General features: G+C 56.8%; 22 protein-coding genes and 1 tRNA gene. 11 read left to right on the top strand and 12 right to left on the bottom strand.

Features of this window, described 5'->3' with window-relative positions:
- Positions 1-8: 8 nt before the first annotated feature.
- The 4 genes from AC6IY8_RS13145 (at position 9) to AC6IY8_RS13160 (ending at position 4811) form a co-directional block, all read left to right on the top strand.
- Positions 9-728, top strand: a complete 720-nt coding sequence (locus AC6IY8_RS13145; protein ID WP_497774979.1) for a response regulator transcription factor — start codon at positions 9-11, stop codon at positions 726-728.
- A gap of 239 nt (positions 729-967) precedes the next feature.
- Positions 968-2476 (top strand): sensor histidine kinase, encoded by a 1509-nt coding sequence (locus AC6IY8_RS13150; protein ID WP_497774980.1) that lies wholly within the window; start codon positions 968-970, stop codon positions 2474-2476.
- A gap of 32 nt (positions 2477-2508) precedes the next feature.
- Complete coding sequence (locus AC6IY8_RS13155; RefSeq protein WP_497774981.1) at positions 2509-4077, top strand: hypothetical protein; 1569 nt, start codon at positions 2509-2511, stop codon at positions 4075-4077.
- Positions 4077-4811, top strand: coding sequence for a cupredoxin domain-containing protein (locus AC6IY8_RS13160; protein WP_497774982.1), 735 nt, complete (start codon positions 4077-4079; stop codon positions 4809-4811). The genes AC6IY8_RS13155 and AC6IY8_RS13160 overlap by 1 nt, the downstream gene beginning before the upstream one ends.
- Before the next feature lie 66 nt (positions 4812-4877).
- On the opposite strand, the gene AC6IY8_RS13165 is transcribed toward AC6IY8_RS13160, so the two are convergent.
- The 3 genes from AC6IY8_RS13165 to alr all read right to left on the bottom strand — a co-directional run bounded on the left by AC6IY8_RS13165 (position 4878) and on the right by alr (position 6806).
- The gene (locus tag AC6IY8_RS13165; RefSeq protein WP_497774983.1) at positions 4878-5087 is read right to left on the bottom strand and encodes a hypothetical protein; all 210 of its coding nucleotides are present in this window, start codon (positions 5085-5087) and stop codon (positions 4878-4880) included.
- A 310-nt stretch (positions 5088-5397) separates the two neighbouring features.
- Positions 5398-5484, bottom strand: a tRNA-Leu gene (locus AC6IY8_RS13170).
- Between the two features lie 182 nt (positions 5485-5666).
- Positions 5667-6806, bottom strand: coding sequence for an alanine racemase (gene alr, locus AC6IY8_RS13175; RefSeq protein ID WP_497774984.1), 1140 nt, complete (start codon positions 6804-6806; stop codon positions 5667-5669).
- Between the two features lie 271 nt (positions 6807-7077).
- Here alr and AC6IY8_RS13180 point away from each other — a divergent pair, with 271 nt between their 5' ends.
- A complete protein-coding gene (locus AC6IY8_RS13180; protein WP_497774985.1) occupies positions 7078-7560 on the top strand; it encodes a hypothetical protein in 483 nt (160 codons plus the stop codon).
- Positions 7561-7594: 34 nt separating this feature from the next.
- On the opposite strand, the gene dnaB is transcribed toward AC6IY8_RS13180, so the two are convergent.
- From dnaB to AC6IY8_RS13200, 4 genes are all read right to left on the bottom strand, one after another.
- Complete coding sequence (dnaB, locus tag AC6IY8_RS13185) at positions 7595-8974, bottom strand: replicative DNA helicase (RefSeq protein WP_497774986.1); 1380 nt, start codon at positions 8972-8974, stop codon at positions 7595-7597.
- A gap of 643 nt (positions 8975-9617) precedes the next feature.
- The gene (locus tag AC6IY8_RS13190; RefSeq protein ID WP_497774987.1) at positions 9618-10154 is read right to left on the bottom strand and encodes a hypothetical protein; all 537 of its coding nucleotides are present in this window, start codon (positions 10152-10154) and stop codon (positions 9618-9620) included.
- Positions 10155-10165: 11 nt separating this feature from the next.
- Positions 10166-10495 carry a c-type cytochrome gene (locus tag AC6IY8_RS13195; RefSeq protein ID WP_497774988.1) on the bottom strand — a complete coding sequence of 110 codons (330 nt, stop codon included), beginning with the start codon at positions 10493-10495 and terminating at the stop codon, positions 10166-10168.
- A 43-nt stretch (positions 10496-10538) separates the two neighbouring features.
- A complete protein-coding gene (locus AC6IY8_RS13200; RefSeq protein ID WP_497774989.1) occupies positions 10539-10874 on the bottom strand; it encodes a c-type cytochrome in 336 nt (111 codons plus the stop codon).
- A gap of 115 nt (positions 10875-10989) precedes the next feature.
- Here AC6IY8_RS13200 and hpnI point away from each other — a divergent pair, with 115 nt between their 5' ends.
- On the top strand, positions 10990-12156 hold the full coding sequence (gene hpnI, locus AC6IY8_RS13205) for a bacteriohopanetetrol glucosamine biosynthesis glycosyltransferase HpnI (RefSeq protein WP_497774990.1): 1167 nt from the start codon (positions 10990-10992) through the stop codon (positions 12154-12156).
- A gap of 7 nt (positions 12157-12163) precedes the next feature.
- Here hpnI and AC6IY8_RS13210 read toward each other — a convergent pair whose 3' ends face one another.
- From AC6IY8_RS13210 to tyrS, 4 genes are all read right to left on the bottom strand, one after another.
- Positions 12164-13441 carry a glycosyltransferase gene (locus tag AC6IY8_RS13210; protein ID WP_497774991.1) on the bottom strand — a complete coding sequence of 426 codons (1278 nt, stop codon included), beginning with the start codon at positions 13439-13441 and terminating at the stop codon, positions 12164-12166.
- Positions 13442-13550: 109 nt separating this feature from the next.
- Positions 13551-14138 carry a hypothetical protein gene (locus tag AC6IY8_RS13215; protein ID WP_497774992.1) on the bottom strand — a complete coding sequence of 196 codons (588 nt, stop codon included), beginning with the start codon at positions 14136-14138 and terminating at the stop codon, positions 13551-13553.
- A gap of 120 nt (positions 14139-14258) precedes the next feature.
- The gene (locus AC6IY8_RS13220; protein ID WP_497774993.1) at positions 14259-14516 is read right to left on the bottom strand and encodes a hypothetical protein; all 258 of its coding nucleotides are present in this window, start codon (positions 14514-14516) and stop codon (positions 14259-14261) included.
- Positions 14517-14606: 90 nt separating this feature from the next.
- A complete protein-coding gene (tyrS, locus tag AC6IY8_RS13225) occupies positions 14607-15851 on the bottom strand; it encodes a tyrosine--tRNA ligase (RefSeq protein WP_497774994.1) in 1245 nt (414 codons plus the stop codon).
- A 92-nt stretch (positions 15852-15943) separates the two neighbouring features.
- Here tyrS and AC6IY8_RS13230 point away from each other — a divergent pair, with 92 nt between their 5' ends.
- The 4 genes from AC6IY8_RS13230 to AC6IY8_RS13245 all read left to right on the top strand — a co-directional run bounded on the left by AC6IY8_RS13230 (position 15944) and on the right by AC6IY8_RS13245 (position 18173).
- Positions 15944-16378 carry a dUTP diphosphatase gene (locus tag AC6IY8_RS13230; protein WP_497774995.1) on the top strand — a complete coding sequence of 145 codons (435 nt, stop codon included), beginning with the start codon at positions 15944-15946 and terminating at the stop codon, positions 16376-16378.
- 335 nt (positions 16379-16713) lie between these two features.
- Positions 16714-17274, top strand: a complete 561-nt coding sequence (gene efp / locus AC6IY8_RS13235) for an elongation factor P (protein ID WP_497774996.1) — start codon at positions 16714-16716, stop codon at positions 17272-17274.
- A gap of 54 nt (positions 17275-17328) precedes the next feature.
- Complete coding sequence (locus AC6IY8_RS13240; RefSeq protein ID WP_497774997.1) at positions 17329-17619, top strand: acylphosphatase; 291 nt, start codon at positions 17329-17331, stop codon at positions 17617-17619.
- A gap of 26 nt (positions 17620-17645) precedes the next feature.
- A complete protein-coding gene (locus tag AC6IY8_RS13245; protein ID WP_497778632.1) occupies positions 17646-18173 on the top strand; it encodes an adenine phosphoribosyltransferase in 528 nt (175 codons plus the stop codon).
- Between the two features lie 49 nt (positions 18174-18222).
- Here the strand turns inward: AC6IY8_RS13245 and AC6IY8_RS13250 are convergent, their stop codons facing one another.
- A complete protein-coding gene (locus AC6IY8_RS13250; RefSeq protein WP_497774998.1) occupies positions 18223-19284 on the bottom strand; it encodes an SDR family NAD(P)-dependent oxidoreductase in 1062 nt (353 codons plus the stop codon).
- A gap of 161 nt (positions 19285-19445) precedes the next feature.
- Between AC6IY8_RS13250 and AC6IY8_RS13255 the strand changes: the two genes are divergently transcribed.
- A complete protein-coding gene (locus AC6IY8_RS13255) occupies positions 19446-19865 on the top strand; it encodes a hypothetical protein (protein ID WP_497774999.1) in 420 nt (139 codons plus the stop codon).
- Positions 19866-19951 lie beyond the last annotated feature (86 nt).

Consider the following 19951-nt stretch of genomic DNA (forward strand, 5'->3'; position numbering starts at 1 on the left):
TGCTTGTCATGGACACTTTGCTCGTTATCGAAGACAGTCTCGCGATGCAGCGCGTCATCCAACGCGTATTTGAGGCAGAGACATTTGAAGTGCGACTCGCCTCTGATGGAGTTCAGGGGATCGAGGCATTCCGTGCGCAAATTCCAAAGGCTGTTGTCCTCGATCTCAAATTACCCGGAATGCCCGGACGCGAACTCTGTCGGGAGTTCAAAGCTCTTGCTCCCTCTGTTCCCGTTATTGTGGTCAGTGCGAATGCGGAAGTGGATGATAAAGTCCTGCTCCTCGAAATCGGCGCTGATGACTACGTGACCAAGCCCTTCAGTCCCAAGGAACTCGTCGCGCGGGTGCGACGTGCAATGCGGCGCACTGCGGTTGACGCTCTGCAGAAGCAAGCTGAATCTCACCTCTATTGCTTCGGAGACGTGTCCGTGGACGTCGAGTCGATGGAAGTGAAACGTGGTGGCAGAATCGTAACTCTCACCGCCCAGGAGTTTCGCGTACTGAAATATTTCATCCAGCGCGAGAACCGTGCGATTTCGCGTGAAGAACTTCTGAACGAGGTCTGGGGATATCGCAATTATCCATCCACGAGAACGGTGGACAATCACATCTTGCGACTCAGGCAAAAACTGGAGCCGGATCCTTCCGCCCCGCAGCACTTCCTGACACTTCACCGCGCCGGATACAAGTTTTCCCCGGGCAAAGCGCAAGAGCGCGCAGCAGGGTAAGCGCCGTGCGTCTTCGCCTGCGAACCCAGCTCATCATTGCAACCCTGATTATTTCGTCTCTAATTTCCGGCCTATGCCTTTTGTTGTTGCGCCGAAGCGTCTCGGCGGAACTGACAAGACAGAGAAGCGAAGCTATCGCCGCCTCCGAAAGTGCATTCACCCGAGCTGACCAGGAGCAACAGAAGACTCTGCAGCGTGCGGCAACACTACTATCGGAGTTGCCAACCCTTAAGGCATTGATGAGTTCCGGCGATCCTGCGACTATTCAGGACGCATCCGCCGCATTCTGGCGTCTTTCCGGAGCCGATATCCTTGTGCTCGCGACTCCTGACTCGCGCATCATGGCAGAGCACGCCGCCAGTATCGCGTTGTCGTTTGCATCGCTCCAACGTTCGCTCTCGGCATCCCTTTCGCGCCACGAGGAAACTGCGTGGTGGCAGGAGAACAACAATCTATATCGTGTTGCCATCAGCACCATCGTTTCCGGTGTTGGGTCGCAGCAACGCGCACTGGGATTCCTAATCATTGGACAGCACGTCAATTCAGCTTTCGCTGAACAGCTTGCGAACTCCTCTGAAAGCCAGATTGCGTTGGTATCAGGCGAGTCAGTTGTGGCCTCTACGCTGCCGCCCGCACAGCTCCAGGAATTTGCAAGCAAGGTCAGCCTTCGTCAACCCACTCCGCAGAGCATTTGGATAGTGGGTCATCATTTCGATGTGTCCACACTGGAATTGCTCGGCAGCCCCGGTCTGCGCTGTTACATGCTGCTTCCTCTCGATGCGTCAGACGCCTATCTCCACCGTCTGAATCGAACTATTCTTCTTATCGCACTGGTGGCCGGTCTTATCGGAGCAGTTCTTGTGAGCGTCATCTCGCGAGCGATTACCAAGCCTCTGGAGTCGCTCGTTGGCGCCGTGCGTGCGTTAGCAGCAGGCGATGATACCTATTCGCTGAAGCCGCAGGGTGGCGTAGAAGCAGTGGAGTTGGCCAAGGCCTTTAACCGAATGCGACATGACCTCACGATCTCGCAGAGGAAGGAGCGAGAGGCGGAGCGTATGGCCGCTCTTGGACGAGCTGCCGGATCCATCTCGCACGATCTTCGGCACCATCTGGCGGCATTGGTCGCAAACGCAGAGTTCCTGTATGACCCAGCAATCGCGGCAACAGATCGCAATGAGATTTATCAGGAGATATCACGCGCCTCGGAGCAAATGACCGGACTGCTTGATTCGCTTTTGGAAATAGCCCGCGAGCAGGTGACACTCACTCTCGCCCCGACAGATTTGCGCGGTATATTTGATCGCGCTATCAGGGCCGTCCGCTCTTCGCCTGAATTCCATGGCAGGGTTATTGAGTTGGAATCCGTTGGCTCGACCGAAGGTGAATTTGACGCACGGAAACTTGAACGCGTGTTCTTCAACATCCTTCTCAACGCGTGCCAGGCCACTCATGGTACTTGCGGGCGCGTTGGAATAAAGATCACGAGCGATGACGAGAAATTCGAGTGCCGCATTTGGGATAACGGCAGCGGCATCCCGGAGACTATTCGAGGGCAACTTTTTGAACCTTTTGTGAGTGCAGGCAAGAACAACGGCACCGGTTTAGGACTCGCCTTGGCAGCCAAAATCGTTCACGATCATGGCGGCGGAATCCACGTTGAAGAAACATCTGCGGCGGGTACCACGTTCTTGTTGATCATTCCCCGGCACAGTGCGCTCCGTTTAACTGAAGCAGCCAAAGCTTCATAATCCGCACACGCGTCACTACGCGAGGTGTTACCGTGACCAACCCATTCCGCCTTCGTTCGAAATACACGACCGCCCGCTTGTTTGTGGCCGCCGGAATTCTGATAAGCACGACGTCGCCCGCATTGGCTCAGACGCTCCCTGATACGGAAGAGGCCGACACCAGAACCGAGGTTCATCGACTCCACCTTGAGCTCGACGAGACGCGCGGGCAGCTTTCGCAGGCACAATTTGAGATACGGCAGCTTGCAACTGAACTCGCTGACTTGCGTCGAGAATTCGCCGCACGTAATCCAGTGACGAAAGAGCGGACGAACTCAACCGACGCCTTTCCATCCGCAGCCGACCTTGCGAAACAAAATCAGAACCGCCCCTTCCCTTCGTCTGAATCTGTCGCTGCATTAAGCGCCGATCAGACGTTGCTCGCTGCCCGCGTAGAAGAGCAACAACAAACCAAAGTTGAGAGCGAATCGAAATATCGAGTAAAGATCTTCGGACTGATGCTGATGAATGCATTCAGCAACCGGAACGCCTTCGATGTTGCCGATCTGCCAAAACTCGCCGTTGCTTCGGAAGCGAAAGGCAGCGTGGGAGCCTCAGTCCGGCAAAGTTATCTTGGTCTGCAAGTATTCGGACCTAATCTGGGTGGTGCCGCAACTAGCGCCAGTATTAGCGCCGATTTCTTTGGCGGCTTCCCATCACAGCAGCCTTACGGCACCACGCTGGGCATCCTTCGTTTGCGACAGGCAAGCGCGCATCTCGACTGGAACAACACATCGCTGATTGTCGGACAGGAGACATTGTTCTTCTCGCCTCTGTCGCCCACTTCTTACGCTTCTGTCGCGGAGCCTGCAATGTCTTACTCGGGAAATCTTTGGGCGTGGACGCCGCAGATTGTTGTCGGACATCGTTTCAGAACCTCAGGCCAAAGCTACCTTGACCTGAGTGGCGGCATTCTTGCCCCACTCACCGACGCCACAATCGCCGAGTACTATGGCCACTATATTGGCCCCGGTGAACGATCACGCAAGCCTGCCTTTGCCGCCCAATTGTCGCTCAATAGCAAACGTCTGCAACAACCGCTCGTAGTCGGAATCGGCGGCTACGGAAGCCATCTCAATTACGAATTTGGACGCCAGACGGATGCATGGGCGGTAACTGCCTTCGCGCGAATCCCCATCATCACTCGATTAGAAATTAGCGGAGAAATCTACCGAGGCAAGGCCGTTGGTGGGCTGGGAGGCGGCATTTGGCAATCCGTTGTATTCGACTCCGATCCGACGAGTAGTAACGCACGACTTCACCCGCTCAATGCTTTGGGTGGATGGACGCAGCTAAAATTCCACCCACATCCCAAGTGGGAGCTGAACTCCGCGATAGGCCAGGACAATGTTTTCGCCTCAGATCTGGAGTGGACGCCAATACCTGTGGGTCTCTACACAACGCCACTTGCAAGGAATCGTTCCGCATTCGGCAACTTCATCCTTCGCCCAAAATCAAATCTGCTTTTGAGTGTGGAGTACCGTAAGATCTGGACGTTTCGTTATGACGGTCTGCGCAATACAGGCGACCAAGTCAATATCGGTGCTGGAGTGAGCTTCTAATGTCATTCCCCAGATTCGAGATCGCGCTAGGGCCGTGGCTCCGCAGTGCATTCATAGTTCTGGTGGCTATGTCGCTGACCCAGCTCGCCTTGGCTGAAGGCTCGACTGTAGAGTTGCAGATCATCGTGGATCACGTGCGAGGCAAGTCGCCATCATCCGGTAACGAAGGCGTAGTAGTCTGGCTCACCCCGCTCACCCAGGAAACTCAGCCGCAGCCTTTGCGACAACGTCGTTACCAGATCACTCAGAAGGACAAGCAATTTCATCCGCACGTGCTTGCTGTTCCTGTCGGATCCCCGGTCGAGTTTCCAAACCTTGATCCTTGGTTTCACAACGTCTTTTCTCTGTACAAAGGTGAGAAATTTGATCTTGGACTCTATGAAGCAGGGACTTCCCGCACCGTACGCTTCGACCAGCCTGGGGTCTCCTTCATCTTCTGCAACATTCATCCCGAGATGAGCGCCTACGTGCTCGCGCTCCCAACGCCGTACTTCGCGGTCAGCAATCCGAAGGGTCAAATTAGGATATCCAGCGTCGCACCAGGACGTTATCGGCTTGCAGTCTGGTATGAACGTGCGGAATCATCCGAGGTCAACAAACTTGCCCGCGATGTCACCTTGACGGACTCCTCGACCTCGCTCGGCACCATCGAGATCAAAGAATCTCCAGCCACTATCCCTCAACATTCAGACAAGCACGGTCAGCCATATTCCAGCGACCACGTTCATTACTAGGTAACGTTCGGGATTCGAACTCCGCAGCGCCTGTCGGGTTGCAACAGGGCTGCGGAGTTGTCAGGTCTAAGCAGCTTTCGCCGGCTCGAATCCGTCGCACCCGCTGATCGGAGTTACTTTCAGGTGCAACGAGGCATGTTTGGGATGTCCACAATCATCGACCAGAACCTCTGGCGCATTCTTGTTCTTTCGGATCTCGACCAGTTTCTGATCAACCGCATGCGGCTCCCCGAAGTGAACACAGAGGCCGCATTGTCCATCGTGAATCGATTGCATAATCCTCCTTCCTCGTCGTCGAAAGTGATGATGCTGATCCGCCGCAAACTAACGACTTCCTATGCGCTAACCGGGCGAGCTAGCGCATCGAGATTAAGATGCAAGGCGACAGAACAATATAGCCTTGCAAATTCAAATAGCAGGGAGTATTCCAGACTACCGGTGAGGCCGTCGGTACATACGGCCGTCCCCATCCTGAGTAAGTGCCGCGGGATAATGCAGAATTCACACCGTCATCTTAGGCAAGGTTCAATAGCACAAACTAAAAGCCCTGCGTAACCGTTTGGCTACACAGGGCTTGGATCTCTAATGGTGCCGAAGAAGGGACTCGAACCCCCACACCCTTGCGAGTACATGGACCTGAACCATGCGCGTCTGCCAATTCCGCCACTTCGGCACGTATTCGGAAAGGTTCAGAGGTGAACCATGCTTCCTATTGGCTTCAAATGGATTGTAACACAAGGGTCCGTTTTGTCGAATCCGCTGCTGTGGAAGACCTTCGCGGTCGAATCCGGTACAAGCATGAGCAGAGAGTGACGCATCGCAGGCCTGAAATACTTACAAATCCCCTTCTTAGCTCTACGCGACGTACACGCGAGGAACGCGGGGAGAGAGGCCGCACAGAATCTCGTACGTGATCGTGCCTGCCAGTCGCGCCATGTCGTCGGCGCCTACCGAGCAGTGCTCCGTGCGGCCGATCAGCAACACTTCGTCGCCAATCGCCGCGTCGGCAATGTCGGTGACGTCGATCATCGTCAAGTCCATGCTGACATTGCCGGCGATGGGCGCGTATCGGTCGTGCAGGATCACGCGGCCTTCGCGCGAGAGGTGGCGCGTAAAGCCATCACCGTAACCTACAGGGATGACAGCCAGTCTCGTGGGCCGCTCGGCTTTCCAGCGCCCGTTATAACCAACGGGAGTACCTATTGCGATGTCACGCAACGCCACAATACGCGTCTTCCAGGTGAGCACCGGCTTAACGGGCAGGGTGGCCGATTCGGCTCCAGGCCCTTCACATTTGAGGTTGTATCCGTATAGCGCAAGGCCCGGACGCACCATGTTATTCCACGTGTCGGGTCGCGCAACCGTCGCGGCGGTGTTCGCCAGGTGGCGATAACGCGGTTTTAGTCCCGCCTCCGCCAGGATAGCCAAGGCACGCTCAAATCGCGCGCGCTGCTTTTCAGCCGCCGCCGAGTCAAGCACCTCTGACTCGGACAGATGACTGAACACTCCCTGTAGTTCGACCACGGGTGAGGTGGCGATTCGTTTGGCCAGCGCGGGCAGTTCGGCGAGAGAGACTCCCAGGCGCGACATGCCCGTGTCCACCTTCAGATGGACGGCTATCTTTCGTCCCTTTCCTCCAGCAGATGCTACGGCGCGCTCGAGGGCTTCCACGTGATCTAGCGTTGCAATGGCCGGGGTCAGGTCGTAACGCAGTAGCATCTCTTCTTCGCCGCGCCAGAATCCGGTCATAACCAGGATAGGCAGGCGCACACCAGCTTCACGCACGGCCATTCCCTCTTCAGTGGAGGTCACACCGAGCCACTGTGCTCCGGCTTCTTCGAGCGCTCGAGCGGTTTCGATAACGCCGTGACCATAAGCGTCGCACTTGATGACGCAGCAAGGCGTTATTCCGGGGCCAAGATGGCGGGCAATGATCCGATAGTTTTCAGCCAGAGCGGAGAGCGATATTTCAGCCCAGTTTGGGCGCGTGTGCATGGAGAATTTCTGCTGTGTAGATGACAAGGCAATTAGACCCTAACAAATTCAGTATAGCTCTGTTTGTTTGCGATACGCCCAAGTTAAGCCGCTTTCATAGTGAACATAAGGGAAACCGTGGAGCATATCTAAAGTCAAGGACAGTTAGGCGCGAGGTCGAATTGAAATCTGTCGCGTTCAGCGGATATGGAATAAAACCGCCGGTCTCCTCGTTGTGCACGATACAACGGCGCACGGGATCTGCGCCGACATTCACACAAGGAGAACCCTCATGAAACACTTCGCAGTTGGCGCCCTCACCCGCAATCTCATGGTCGCACTCGGATTCGCGCTCGTATTGGCGGGAGTCGCCGATGGCGCGACAGCGGCCTCCACACGGCAGCATAAGGTTGCTGTCCGACATCTCGAGATCAACTCTCCGGTGGAGGTTGGAGGCGTGCTTCTGCCCGCCGGAGATTACGCAGTTCACGAGATTGATTCACCAGATGGTCCGGAATTGCAGTTTGTCCGACAGTATTGGAACGAGCTTGCGTCTGAACTGGTGCAGGCCAATGAGGAGCAGGTGCTCGCGGAAGTGAAGTTCACACCGCAGCCGCGAGATGGCCAATCGAAACACACCGAACTCGTCCGCACGGACAACAACACTCTTGCGCTCGAGGTGCGAGGCAGGAACATCGAATACGTAGTTGGCGAAGTTACACCAGGAATGAACGCGAATTCCGAGGCTGCGTATCGGGCGAGGGGTGGGCAGTAACGAGGCACACCATCGTTACTGCCTCAGCCCTGTATTAGTCGTGCAGCCATTCTTCGCGCAGCAAATTTTCAAAACGCGTGGAGCCCTTGATGAAGGCGAGCTGAATGGTATCGGTCGGGCCGTTGCGTTGCTTGGCTACGATAACTTTGGCTTTGCCTTCCAGCTCCGGGTTGTTGCGATCGTAATACTCGGGGCGGTACAGGAACATCACGATATCGGCGTCCTGCTCGATCGAACCCGATTCGCGAAGATCGCTGAGCTTTGGCTCGGCGTCTTTGCCTCCGCGCGATTCAGGAGCACGGCTCAACTGTGACAACGCAATTACCGGAACCTTCAGTTCCTTCGCAATCGCCTTCAGTCCTCGCGAGATCGCCGATACTTCCTGCGTACGGTTCTCGTAACGGCGACCGCCCGGAGCCGATGCGGACATAAGCTGAAGGTAATCGATCACGATCAGGTCGAGTCCTTCCTTGTCCATCGCCTTGCGACGTGCCTTGGCTCGCAATTCCGTCAACGAAATGCCCGGCGTATCGTCGATGTACATCGGTGCCTGGATCAGTTTGTCCAGCGCTCCGCGCAACTTGTTTAGATCCTCGCGGGCGAGGAATCCCGTGCGCATCTTGTGCGCGTCCACCCTTGCCTGCGAACAGAGCATACGGTTGAGCAGCGCTTCCTTCGACATTTCGAGCGAGAAGACCGCAACACTCTTGCCACCCTGCACTGCACAGTTCTCGGCAATGTTGATGGCAAAAGCCGTCTTGCCCATGGAGGGACGCGCGGCGATGATGATCAGATCCGACCTCTGCAATCCGCTCGTCATGTCGTCGAGATCGGTGTAGTAGGTCTCGAGCCCCGTGATTCGTCCGCCGCGCTGGAACAGCTTATCGAGATCGCCGCCAAAGGACTCCATGGCGATCGTCTTGATATCCGTAAGCTGTTGTCCGCTGCGCTCTTCAGAAATGTTGAAGATGCTCGACTCAGCGGCGTCGATGACCTCTGACGCGGTGGAAGCCTGCTCGAGCGCCTGCGAGATCACCCCGTTAGCCGCATGGATCAGGTTGCGCAACATCGCTTTGTCGCGCACGATGCGAACGTAATGCTCGACCGAAGACCTGCGGGGCACGCCGTCGGTAAGCGACGCAAGATAGGCCGCGCCGCCAACGGCCTCAAGTTCCTTGTAGCGCAGCAGTTCCTCTGTCAGAGTGACGATGTCGATAGGACGATTCGTCTCAGACAGGTCCATGACGCGCTGGTAGATACGCCGATGGGCGTCGAGGAAGAAGTGGTCGGCCTTCAGCGAGGACAGAGCTTCATTCTGCAGGGTGTTGTCGAGCAGAATTGCGCCGAGGATGGAGCGTTCGGCCTCAGGACTGGCTGGGAGACCACGATCGAGACTGAAATCAGTAGCAGGCATAGAAATCGATAATCAGATCAGAACAGCAGCGATAAATGCGGAACACTGTTCCGATGGTAGTGTGCAATGGCCGAAGCTCGCAAACGGCTAAGCCCGTCGCTACGCGTAAGCACTTCCAGCGAAAGAGAAAACAAATTTCGCCAAGCTGAAAGTTGGCCCGGGGAGGCCAGCCGCCTCTCCGGGCCATGAACGGTGCGCGCGTACTGCGTCGAGTGACTCGCTCCCGCCGCCTTGCGGAAACCTGGGAGCCTCGACTAGAGCGAACTCCGCGGACTTTGGTCCGTTACCGGAGGGCTCACGCCCGGCTCCCCTTCCGTCTCTGTGAGCAGCGACCCTGTTGCCAAGGTGCGATGCGGGATGGTTGGTGTCCGGATTCCGCGCCGTCGTCGGCTGCGATCTCTCGCGCCGTACCGGGGCAAGCCTGCGTTGCCGCAGGTTCAGAAGTGCCGTCCGCCAACTGGTTCCGCTCGCTGTTCGCCGCCTCCCGAGCCGGGAAGCACCACGCAGAATCGTGCGTACCGTTGCGTTGATAGGAGAATGCAATAACCCGGGCCGGAGTAAAAGACGAAAACCGACCGTGCCTGTGCGTATGCTGTGGCAAACGGTGGAAAACTGTGAACGAGCGTGGAAAACGCAGTCGAAACTACGGTGCAGGCTCCGGTTCAATCGTATTCCGGAATCGACGGAAGACCTTCAGTGAAGCCTGGACCAGGTTATCTTCCCGTTGCCGCTCCTTCATGGACGATTTGGGCTGTTCGACGCCGCTCCAGAGCACGACCCTGTCGCGCGCATCAAGAATCGTCAGCCGGATCTGCGTGACGTTCGATGAAGTAAGCGGACGAGATGTGGTTGTCCCCGTGCGCGAATCGCCGCTGCTAACGCTGACGCCAGAATCAACCACCGGGGCGGAGATGGCGATGATCAGATCGGCTCTTTGCATCTCGTCAACAATGGTGAATCTTCCCCAGCCCTGGAACGCTTCGCCGATGACGTCGTTCGGCAGCCGCGCCCCTGAGTGCTCCACAAAAGCGGTTCTGGCGGCCAACAACCGGGCTTGTGGAGAAAGCGGCGCCGTTCGCGAGGGTTCCTGCGCGGCGCTGGGCAGAACCGCGCCCATGACAAGCACCGCACACAACAGAATGCACTGTTCCCATTTTTCGAATGAGTCTGCCTTGGCCATACTCATCTTCCCTACCAGCTCTTCAGATACTTCGCCATCGCGCGGACCTCAGTGTCGCTCGCTTTCACCTTGTGCATAATGGCAAATCCAGGATTCAGTGGCTTGCGACCGAGCCTGCGATATACCGCCTCGGGATCACGGATGAAATCCTCAACCGTGGGCTCGTCGTACTGTGGCAGTATGTTGGCCAGATTCGGTCCGCCGCCCGAAAAGTGACAGCTTGCACACCCCAGGCGTGCGAAGGAACGTTTGCCCAGATCGAGTTCGTACACGTGATACGAGGCCCAGAGGGCAAATAATGCAATAGGCAGAACGATGATCCATTTCAACTTAGAATGCAAATTCACTCCTCGCGAGCACTCGCGCTCGAAAATCTGAGTTTCATCATCGCTGGGCTGAAAGAAAGAACGATATTGCTTCAATGTCCTGCGGAGAAGCAGGAAGCCGAGGCATCGGCACGTAGCCTGCATTCAGAGGCTTATGATCGCGTCGCGCGTAGATCGTCTCAGGATCATTCAGAAACTCGACAAACATCTTGCGGTCGTACTTCTTCCCCACGTGGGCCAGCGAGGGCGCACCACCCGCGCCGTGGCACGTTGGACATCCGAGACGGTTGAAAGCATCGCGTCCCACGGTGACCTGATGCTCGCGATAGAGCACGCCCATGCAAACAGCCACGCAGATCGTGAGCGTAATCCAATGCCACGGACGCAATTTCATCAGGCACTCTCCTAACCCCTGAGTATGCCTGAAGCGAATGGAGGCGAAAAGTCGTAAGTTTCGGGCACGCCACTTTCGGCCGCCTCATTCTTCCGATAAGCTCTATTCGGCAGCTATGCTGAAAACGCTTCCTCAACTCGCCACCTACTTTTTTGCGCTTCTGGCCCTCTGTGGCCTCGGGTATCTTCTCCTATCGCTGTGGAGCGAGTGGCGGTTTCTGCGGCGGCGCAAGTCCGCAGGTGCGAGTACGACGGAGGGGTTCACGCCTCCCCTTAGCATTCTCAAGCCGCTGCGTGGCAGCGACCGCCAGATGTACGAGAGCTTTCGCTCGCATTGCCTACAGGATTACGCGCACTACGAGATCATCTTCGGCGTGAATGATTCCGAAGACGAGGCCCTCGCGGATGTCGAGCGCCTGCGGCGCGAATTCCCCGAGCGCGATATTCGCGTCGTTGTCTGCCGCGAAGTGCTGGGCAGCAACCGCAAGGTGAGTAATCTTTCGCAGATGATGCGCGAAGCAAAGTACAACCACATCATCATCAATGACAGCGACATCCGCGTCCCCACCGACTATCTACGCCGCGTAGTCTCGCCAATGCAGGACCCGCAGGTCGGCATGGTAACGGCCCTCTATCGTGCCGAAGCAGGACGCAGTCTCGCATCGCGTATGGAGGCCATCACCATCGCCACTGACTTCGCAGGCGGCGTGCTGTGTGCGATGGAATTGGAAGGCGGCCTGCATTTCGGCTTGGGCTCCACGCTCGCATTTAAACGCGAAGCAGCAGACGCGATTGGCGGGCTCTCCGCTCTGCTGGACTACCTCGCTGACGATCACGAACTGGGCCGCATGATCTCCGAAGCGGGATACAAGGTCGTGCTTTCGAATGTGGTCGTCGAAACTTTCCTGCCCGAGTACAGCTTCGGCGCCATGTTCCAGCACCAGTTGCGATGGGCGCGCACCGTGCGTGACTTGCGCAAGTTCGGCTATGTCGGCGTACTGCTCACCTTTGGACTGCCATGGGCCATGCTCGCCGACATCTTCTCAGGTGGCGCTTCGTGGACGATGGCGTTGCTGTGGGCTGTATTGCTGGCGCGCTTCGCTTCCGCCTATCTGCTCTGCGGTCCAATTCTCAATGACCGCCGCACAATGCGTGATCTATGGCTCGTTCCGGCGCGCGACGTCGTTGGAGTTGCAATATGGTTCGCCAGTTTCGGTGGAGACACCATTGTCTGGCGCGGCGAACGATTCCATCTCAAAGACGGAAAGCTGACCCGGGCGTAGCAATCATCTAGCTGGGCTGCGCTTCCTTCGCACGGATGACATTCACGATCCGGCCACCAGGGGTGAACCGGTAGAGTTCGCCCCGCCAACGGAAACTGCTCCCACCGCAGTAACTCGCGACCCAAACGAAAAATCCAAGCAGATCGCGCACCGGGTAGAGCCAGCAAAATACCAGCGAGCGCTTGTCGCCAACAATGCCGTAACCGATGGCGAGAGACTGCACAATGCGATTCAGCACGCTCCAGCCGAGGAGAATCGATCCCGCTGAAGTGTGTCCGAGAATAGCAGCCGACATGAATCCCAGCAGGCCAAACGGCATCGCGAACGTGAGTCCCGTTCCTAGATGTCCCTTGGGACGGGAGTATCGGGTGCTCTGCATCCAGCGCGTCTGTGTCGCGAATGTCTTAAGGAAAGTCGTCGTGCACAGGACGTGACCAATCCGATAGTGCGACAAAACCACGGTATATCCCGCGTTGAATACGAGATTTCCGAGCACAAAATCATCCGAATAAAACTCAGCCGTCGCTGCGATTCCTCCGCATTTCTCCAGAGCATCGCGACGCACGGCCATCACAGGACCGAGCGCGAACTGCATGCCTTCCAGCATGTCGGCCGTGATAACGCCCGAGGTCATCTCGACCGACATCCCCAGAGCTTCCAGCCGCGACCAGATATCCGGGGCAGGGATGCCCTCATACAAGCAGGTGACGAGTCCGTTCTTCGGATCGAGCAGCGGCGGAATCACATTCCTCAGAAAGTTGGGACGCACGAGAACATCGCTGTCGCTAATGACCAGGAAATCACTTTTCGTAGTCGCGATCATCTTGTCGAGTGACCAGACCTTCGCACTCGGCCACGGCGGATTGCCTGAAAGCACGACACGCGCAGCTACCTGCGGATAACGCGCCCGCAGTCGCTCAACAATCGCCAGCGCAGGGTCTTCGGCTGTGCGGCATCCGAAAACAATTTCATAAGCCGGATAGTCCTGAACGAAGAGGCTCTCAAGATTCTGCTCCAGCCGTGGCTCGGCTCCATGCAACGGCTTGATGACCGAAACGAAAGGTAATGACGTGGTCGGAATACTGCGCGCACATGCCACCTGCGCTCGTGCGATTCGCTGATTGCGCATCGCCGCCACCAGTGCCAGCAGGAGGAACACAGTCGAGGAAACAGTGCCCGCAAGGGAAACAGCCAGAAGGAGACGGCACAAAAGAGAGAATGAACCAGCGGTAAGAAACGCTAAAGGCATTGACAAGGCCGTGAGATGAAGGATCGACGGAGACATCGACACTCAGAGTCTCACGAAAACTTGGCTAGAATCAATTTGCGCTTCCATACAGCACGCAGGCCCGGAAGTCCCAGGCCTGCATGAAGTGCTGTACTGCCATTTTGTGTTATGCGGCGCGGCCGCGCGATGAGCGGGTGTGCGACGGTTTTGCGCTCTGCTTGCGAGCCATCGTTGTAACCTTGCTGCTCTTTTTCTCCGCAGGCTTGGCTTCGGTGCTCCGATTGCCGCTACGCCCTTGAGATTTGCTGCTCGCCGCCGCTCGCCCAGAGCTGCTGCTCTTCCGCGCAGAACCACTCGTCGATCTTCCGGAACTGTTCGCCGACCGGCCAGCGGAAGAATTTCGTGCACTACCGCTGCTGCTGCGAGCGGAAGAGCTTCGACTGCTTTTCTGATTTGCGGCGTTCGCCGTTTCGCGGCTTACAATCTTGTTGAAGTTGCTCTTCTGTCCGTTGGCCGTTGTTTCCTGATGCAGCAATGCGAGCCCTTGCTCGTCAAATTTCTGAAACCACTCGTCCCACGAGATTTCTTCGAGCGAATCCGCGCCGGAGTATCCCGGGAAATCCAGCCGAAGAATTCCGATATCGTTGCGGCTTCCAGTCTTGCGTACGCATGATGGTTTCGCGCCGCGCTCTTCTGCCCATCTCTTTATCTCTTCGTGATCCGTTGTCGCCGTAGCTGCAGCCTTCGATGGCATTTCGCTCCCTCCATAACCTGAGATACATCCGCTACTTATTGGTGCAGTTGGATGCATGGTGAAGCGTTCTCGCGGGTCGGAGAAAGCTCGATTTGATTGCTGCTGGCGCGGCTTTTGCGGTCAGATCTCGATCAGTCGCAGAACACCTTCGGCCCCGATGTATCCCTTGCGCCGAAACCAGTCCGTCATACGCTCGTTGAGTAGTTCGAGCGGCACACGCGAACCCACCTCGATCACCCCATCCGCCACAGGAATAGTGTCGTCAAAGATTTGATCGTTGGTGAAGTTGCGCATGGAAAAGTTGTCGAGCCACTTGATGGGAGCCGGAGCGGGAACCCCGGCATTGTCGTACTCCACGCGAATCTTGCGGGCGAACATGGAAGCAGTATAGCTCCGCGAGACCAGAGGTGCTTTGTCATTGCACCCAACGTCCGCTTATTCCCAAGCAGACGTTGGGCACGTAAGGAATCAGCCGAGATGAACCTTCTTCATCTTGCGTCCAACGCGAAACACTTTCTCTGCCGGAATGGTGATCTGGAAGTAGAGTTCCTTGTAAATCTCACCATCAATCTTCAGAGAACCGGCCCTAATCTTGCGCTGCGCGTCGCTGTTCGAGTCAGCTAGTCCGGCACGGACGATAATTCTGTCGATCTTCAGATTGGCCACGCCATCGGTAATTGTGCCCATTTCGGAGGCCGTGATCTGAACCTCTTCCAGGTTCTCCGGAACTTCGTCTTTTTGGAACTGTCGGGCCCAGTTTTCTTCCGCGGCTTCGGCCTCTGCCGCTGAGTGGAAATCGGCGATGATGTGCTTCGCCAAATCCTTCTTAGCACGCATCGGGTGTAGTGAACCCGATGCAACATCGGCCTTCATCTTTTCAATCTCCGGAAGCGTGAGATCCGTAAGCAGCTCATAGTAGCGCCACATGAGCGAGTCACTGATCGACATCAGCTTGCCAAACATCTCCTGCGCCGTTTCCGTGATGCCTACATAGTTGCCGTAGGATTTCGACATCTTGCGCTCACCGTCGAGCCCTTCCAGCAGCGGCATGGTGAGCACGATCTGAGCCGGTTGACCATAATCCTGCTGCAGCTTGCGCCCCATCAGCAGGTTGAATTTCTGATCAGTGCCACCAAGTTCCACATCGCACTCGAGCGCAACAGAGTCATAGCCCTGCATCATGGGATACAGCAGTTCGTGTACGCTGATCGGCTTTTCTTCGTTGAAACGTTTGCTGAAATCCTCGCGTTCGAGCATCTGCGATACCGTGAATTTCGCTGCCAGCCGCACAAAGCCTTCGTAGCCGAGTTTCATCAGCCACTCTGTGTTGTAGCGAACCTCAGTCTTCGCCTCGTCGAGAATCTTGAACACCTGCGCCTTGTAGGTCTCTGCGTTTGCGTCGAGTTGCTCGCGCGTCAGCGGAGGCCGCGTAGCGTTGCGTCCCGTGGGGTCGCCAATCAACCCCGTGCCGTCTCCGATCAGGAAGATCACGGTATGCCCCATGTCCTGGAAATGTTTCAGCTTGCGAATGAGCACCGTGTGTCCGAGATGCAGGTCGGGCGCCGTTGGGTCGAACCCAGCCTTGATGCGCAGCGGCTTGCCGCTCTTGAAAGACTTTTCGAGGCGCTCGCGAAGATCGCTCTCACGAATGATTTCGACCGAACCCTTGCGCAGGTAGGCCAGTTGCTCATCAACAGGACGGAAAGAGGACATGACGTTTCTGATTATATTGTGAGCAGAGCACCGCTTCGCAAGCTTTTGCCCACCGGAAGCGTCGTCATCATTGTTGCTGGTATAGTCAGCCCATGCTCAAAGTGAAGTTGCTGATCGCCTCGGCCAAGGTGCCGACCATCGCACATCCCGGTGAAGACCTGGGATACGACCTCTACGCCAGTGAAGCTGTCACGATCGCACCGCGCGGACACGCCGTCGTTCCTACCGGAATCGCCATTGAACTGACCAGTGCTTCCGGCGAACCGCTCGGCGCCCTATTGCGCGACAAATCCTCCATGGCCGCCCGGCGCTTGACCTGTACCGGGGGCGTGATTGACGCAGGGTATCGCGGAGAAGTACGCGTGCTGATGGAAAATCTTGCTGAGGTTGCCGCTGAGATTCACGCTGGAGACAAGCTCGTGAATCTGATTCCCTACCCTGTCCTGACGACGCCGGTCGAACTGGTCGATGATTTAGCCGAAAGCAGCCGCAAAGCGGGCGGCTTTGGATCGAGTGGAAGAAAGTAGCGAGCGGCTTTTTGGCTGGTTGATTGTGTCCCAGCGGCAACTGGTTTCGATCAAGCGCGAAGTAAAGCGGATCGCATACTATCTCGAGGCTACTCATCACCTGAGGGTCGGATAGCTCGGCCCGAGGGACTCGGCGTTATTGGGCTGACGATTCTATTGGTTTCAAATTCTGCCCTCCTACGGGTAGAATTGATTGTTCGCCGTGGCTGGTTTTACCATTTCCGCAAGCAATCAGACGCTTGCAGGGGTGCTCTGGCCGGGGCACGACCCGCCTGTCGGGACGGCAGCGCCGCCCAAGGCCATTATTCTCAAAAGAAATTGGAGCAACAACCGTCATGGCAATCATTGCCACTCAAATGCGTCCGGGTATGATCATCAAGCACAACAACGAACTTCACTCGGTCTTTACCGTGGAGCATCGCACCCCCGGCAACCTTCGCGCCTTTATTCAAGCCAAGCTGCGCAACCTCCGCACGGGCGCCATGTTCGAGCATCGCTTTCGCTCCGGCGATGCGATCGAGAAAATCACCGTCGATGAGATCAAGATGGAGTACCTCTACAACGACGGCGACACCTACTACTTCATGGACATCAACAACTACGAGCAGACGCCGCTGAGCCGCGATACGCTGGGCGATTCGGTTGATTACCTCACGCCGAACCTTCAGATCACGGTGGAGTTTTATGACGGTAAGGCCGTGGGCATCGATCTGCCGCAGACCGTCGAGCTTACGGTCATTGAGACCGAGCCCGGCCTGAAGTCGGCAACCGCCTCCAGCGTCACCAAGCCCGCCAAGACCGAAACCGGCCTCGTCGTGCAGGTTCCCCCCTTCGTCAACGAAGGCGAAAAGATCAAGGTTGATACCGCCGAAGGCACGTACCTTTCTCGCGCCTAGAGTTCACCACCCGCGCGCCTTATTTGAGGGCGCGCTTTTTCATTCGGGAGAGCGATGGCTTCGATTGCAACATTTCGCCGGTACCTGGTGACTGGGCGCGTGCAAGGCGTAGGTTTCCGCTGGTTTGTAGAACGCGAAGCACGCCTGATCGGTGTCGGAGGTTGGGTGCGCAATCGCGATGATGGCGCAGTGGAAGTGCTGGCGTCGGGCACCAATGAGCAATTGGGTTCGTTGTACGACAAGCTAAAGGAAGGTCCGCGTGCTGCCCGCATCGACCGTGTCGAGGTGGAGGACGCATCGCCTTTCAGCGGCTACAAGACATTTCAAATTGAAGAAACACGGTGATCATCTTGCCCACGACTAAGACCGTAATGGATTCGGAAGACCTGAAAAAACTCATTCGCGAGATTCCCGACTATCCGAAGCCGGGCATTCTCTTTTACGACATCACGACCCTGATCAAGGACCGCGCCGGTTTTGCTCGCGTCGTGGACTACATGACATCACCGTACCTCGACAAGAATGTCGATTTGGTGCTGGGCATGGAAGCCCGAGGCTTCATTTTTGGCCCTGCGATGGCTTATCGCCTCAACGCCGGGTTCATTCCCGTGCGCAAGGCGAAGAAGCTTCCCGGTGAAACCGTGAGCTACACCTATGCTCTCGAATATGGCACCGACACGCTGGAGATTCACAAGGATGCCATTCAGCCAGGGCAGCGCGTCCTGATCATCGATGACCTGCTCGCCACGGGCGGCACAGCCCAGGCAGCGGCGAAGCTTGCAGACAAGCTCGGCGCTGACATCTGCGGCTTAAGTTTTCTGGTTGAGCTCGATTTCCTCAACGGACGCGATAAGCTCGCTCCTTACGACGTGTTCTCACTGCTGCACTACGCGAAGTAAAAGCCGCAAGATCCAAATAGAAGCCCGGCGCGCAGCCGGGCTTTTCCATTCAGGCAATTTTTCGCTGGTTCCATCGACGCGCTGCAAGCGACCCAAATGCGGTCAGAGGACTCTTCGTGGCTGCGCTCTCGCTTTCCTTTCCGCGATGTCGCGCCTGATTGCTTTGCGGATTCATTGGCAGCAAGCGGTTCACAAATCCAAGAGCGTGGACGGTGGTCGCTGGTGCAACCCCGTGAGCCAGGGCCGCGATCTTGGCGGGCATTCCAAGAATGACCTCTGACTCGCCTCTCCGAATGGCTTGCAGAATTCTGCGCGCCGCTCGCTTCGCATTCATTGCCAGCCCCGGAGTACTTGCCGACACTCCGAACCACGCATACTCCGCGCGATGATCGCCCTTGAAAAACGCATTCTCGTGAGAACCCGTGCGCATCAGCCCTGGAATGACGGTTGTTACCTTAATCCCCTGATGTGCCAGTTCGCTTGTGATGCCCTCGGAAAAACCGGTAATCGCAAACTTCGCCGCTGAGTATGGCAGCAGATGTGGCACCGAGATCCTTCCGCCGATCGACGTGATGTTTGCAATCTGACCTGCGCCAGCCTGCAGCATATGAGGAAGCACCAGTAGAGTCGTGTGCAATGGGCCCCAGAACATCACGTCCATTGCCTCCGCGTAGTCCTCAATCGTGTGCGCATTCATCGGGCCAACCGCGATGGTTCCGGCGTTATTGATCAGGACATCCACCCTTCCGTATCGCGCGATCACTTCACGAACCATGGTCTCGATTTCGTCGCGTTTTGATACGTCACAGCGAATCGCGAACACCTCAGCACCCATCGAGTGCAGTTTTCCCTTGGCTCTTTGCAGTGCCTGATCATCTCGGGCGCAAATAGCCAAGCGGCAGCCATTGGCGGCACATTCCTCGGCAAGCGCGAGCCCGAGTCCTCGACTGGCACCCGTGATGAGAACCACTTTGCCACTCAGGGTAGCCGTGGTGAACGCGTTCCATAACCGACGCCCTACAACCAGAGCACCTATCCCGGCCAATAGCCCTGCGGCACCCACTCCTGCCGCTCCAGCCACCATGGTCTGCAACATCTTTTTGCGCTTCATGGCGACTTGGATGCGTTGCCCACGGAGAAATTTGTCATTCTGCCCTGCAAACCCTGAGCGGCTCAGAAAACGTGAAGGCTGGGTCAACCTTCCGGGGAGTTCGTTCCTCTAAGCTTGAGTACTGCCACAACGTCGAATTACTCGGTTCAGGAGATCCTGAGATGAAGAAGTTACTCTACACGGCTTCGGTCGCGCTGCTCGGTTGCGGAATGGCACTCGCGCAATCCACCAGCACCACTGACCAGTCATCCAGCACAACCAGCTCAACCACACAGACGCCTTCGGCTGCAACGCCGCAGACGAACTCTCCGGACTCGATGGGTCGTGAGAATCCGAGCAGCGGGCAAAACCCCGATTCGCAGAAGAACCCCAGTGCGGCCGGGTCGATGAGTGGGAACACCGACAGCAGCAGCACGATGGGCAGCAGCACCAGCTCTGACCAGTCCGGGATGAATGATCAGTCATCGGCGAAGAAGAAGAAGCACCACAAGAAGTCTTCGACGACGACCACCGAGACCCAGAGCACCACGACGACCACCACGCCGAACTCAACCGACACTCAGACCACTCCTTCGAAGTAACCTGACGCAGCTTGGAAGCGGGCGCGGCCACTTGCCGCGCCCTTACTCTTGCGCGTCGGTTTACGCCAGACTGATTCCAAGTGGTG

It is taken from the genome of Koromonas soli, assembly GCF_059726265.1.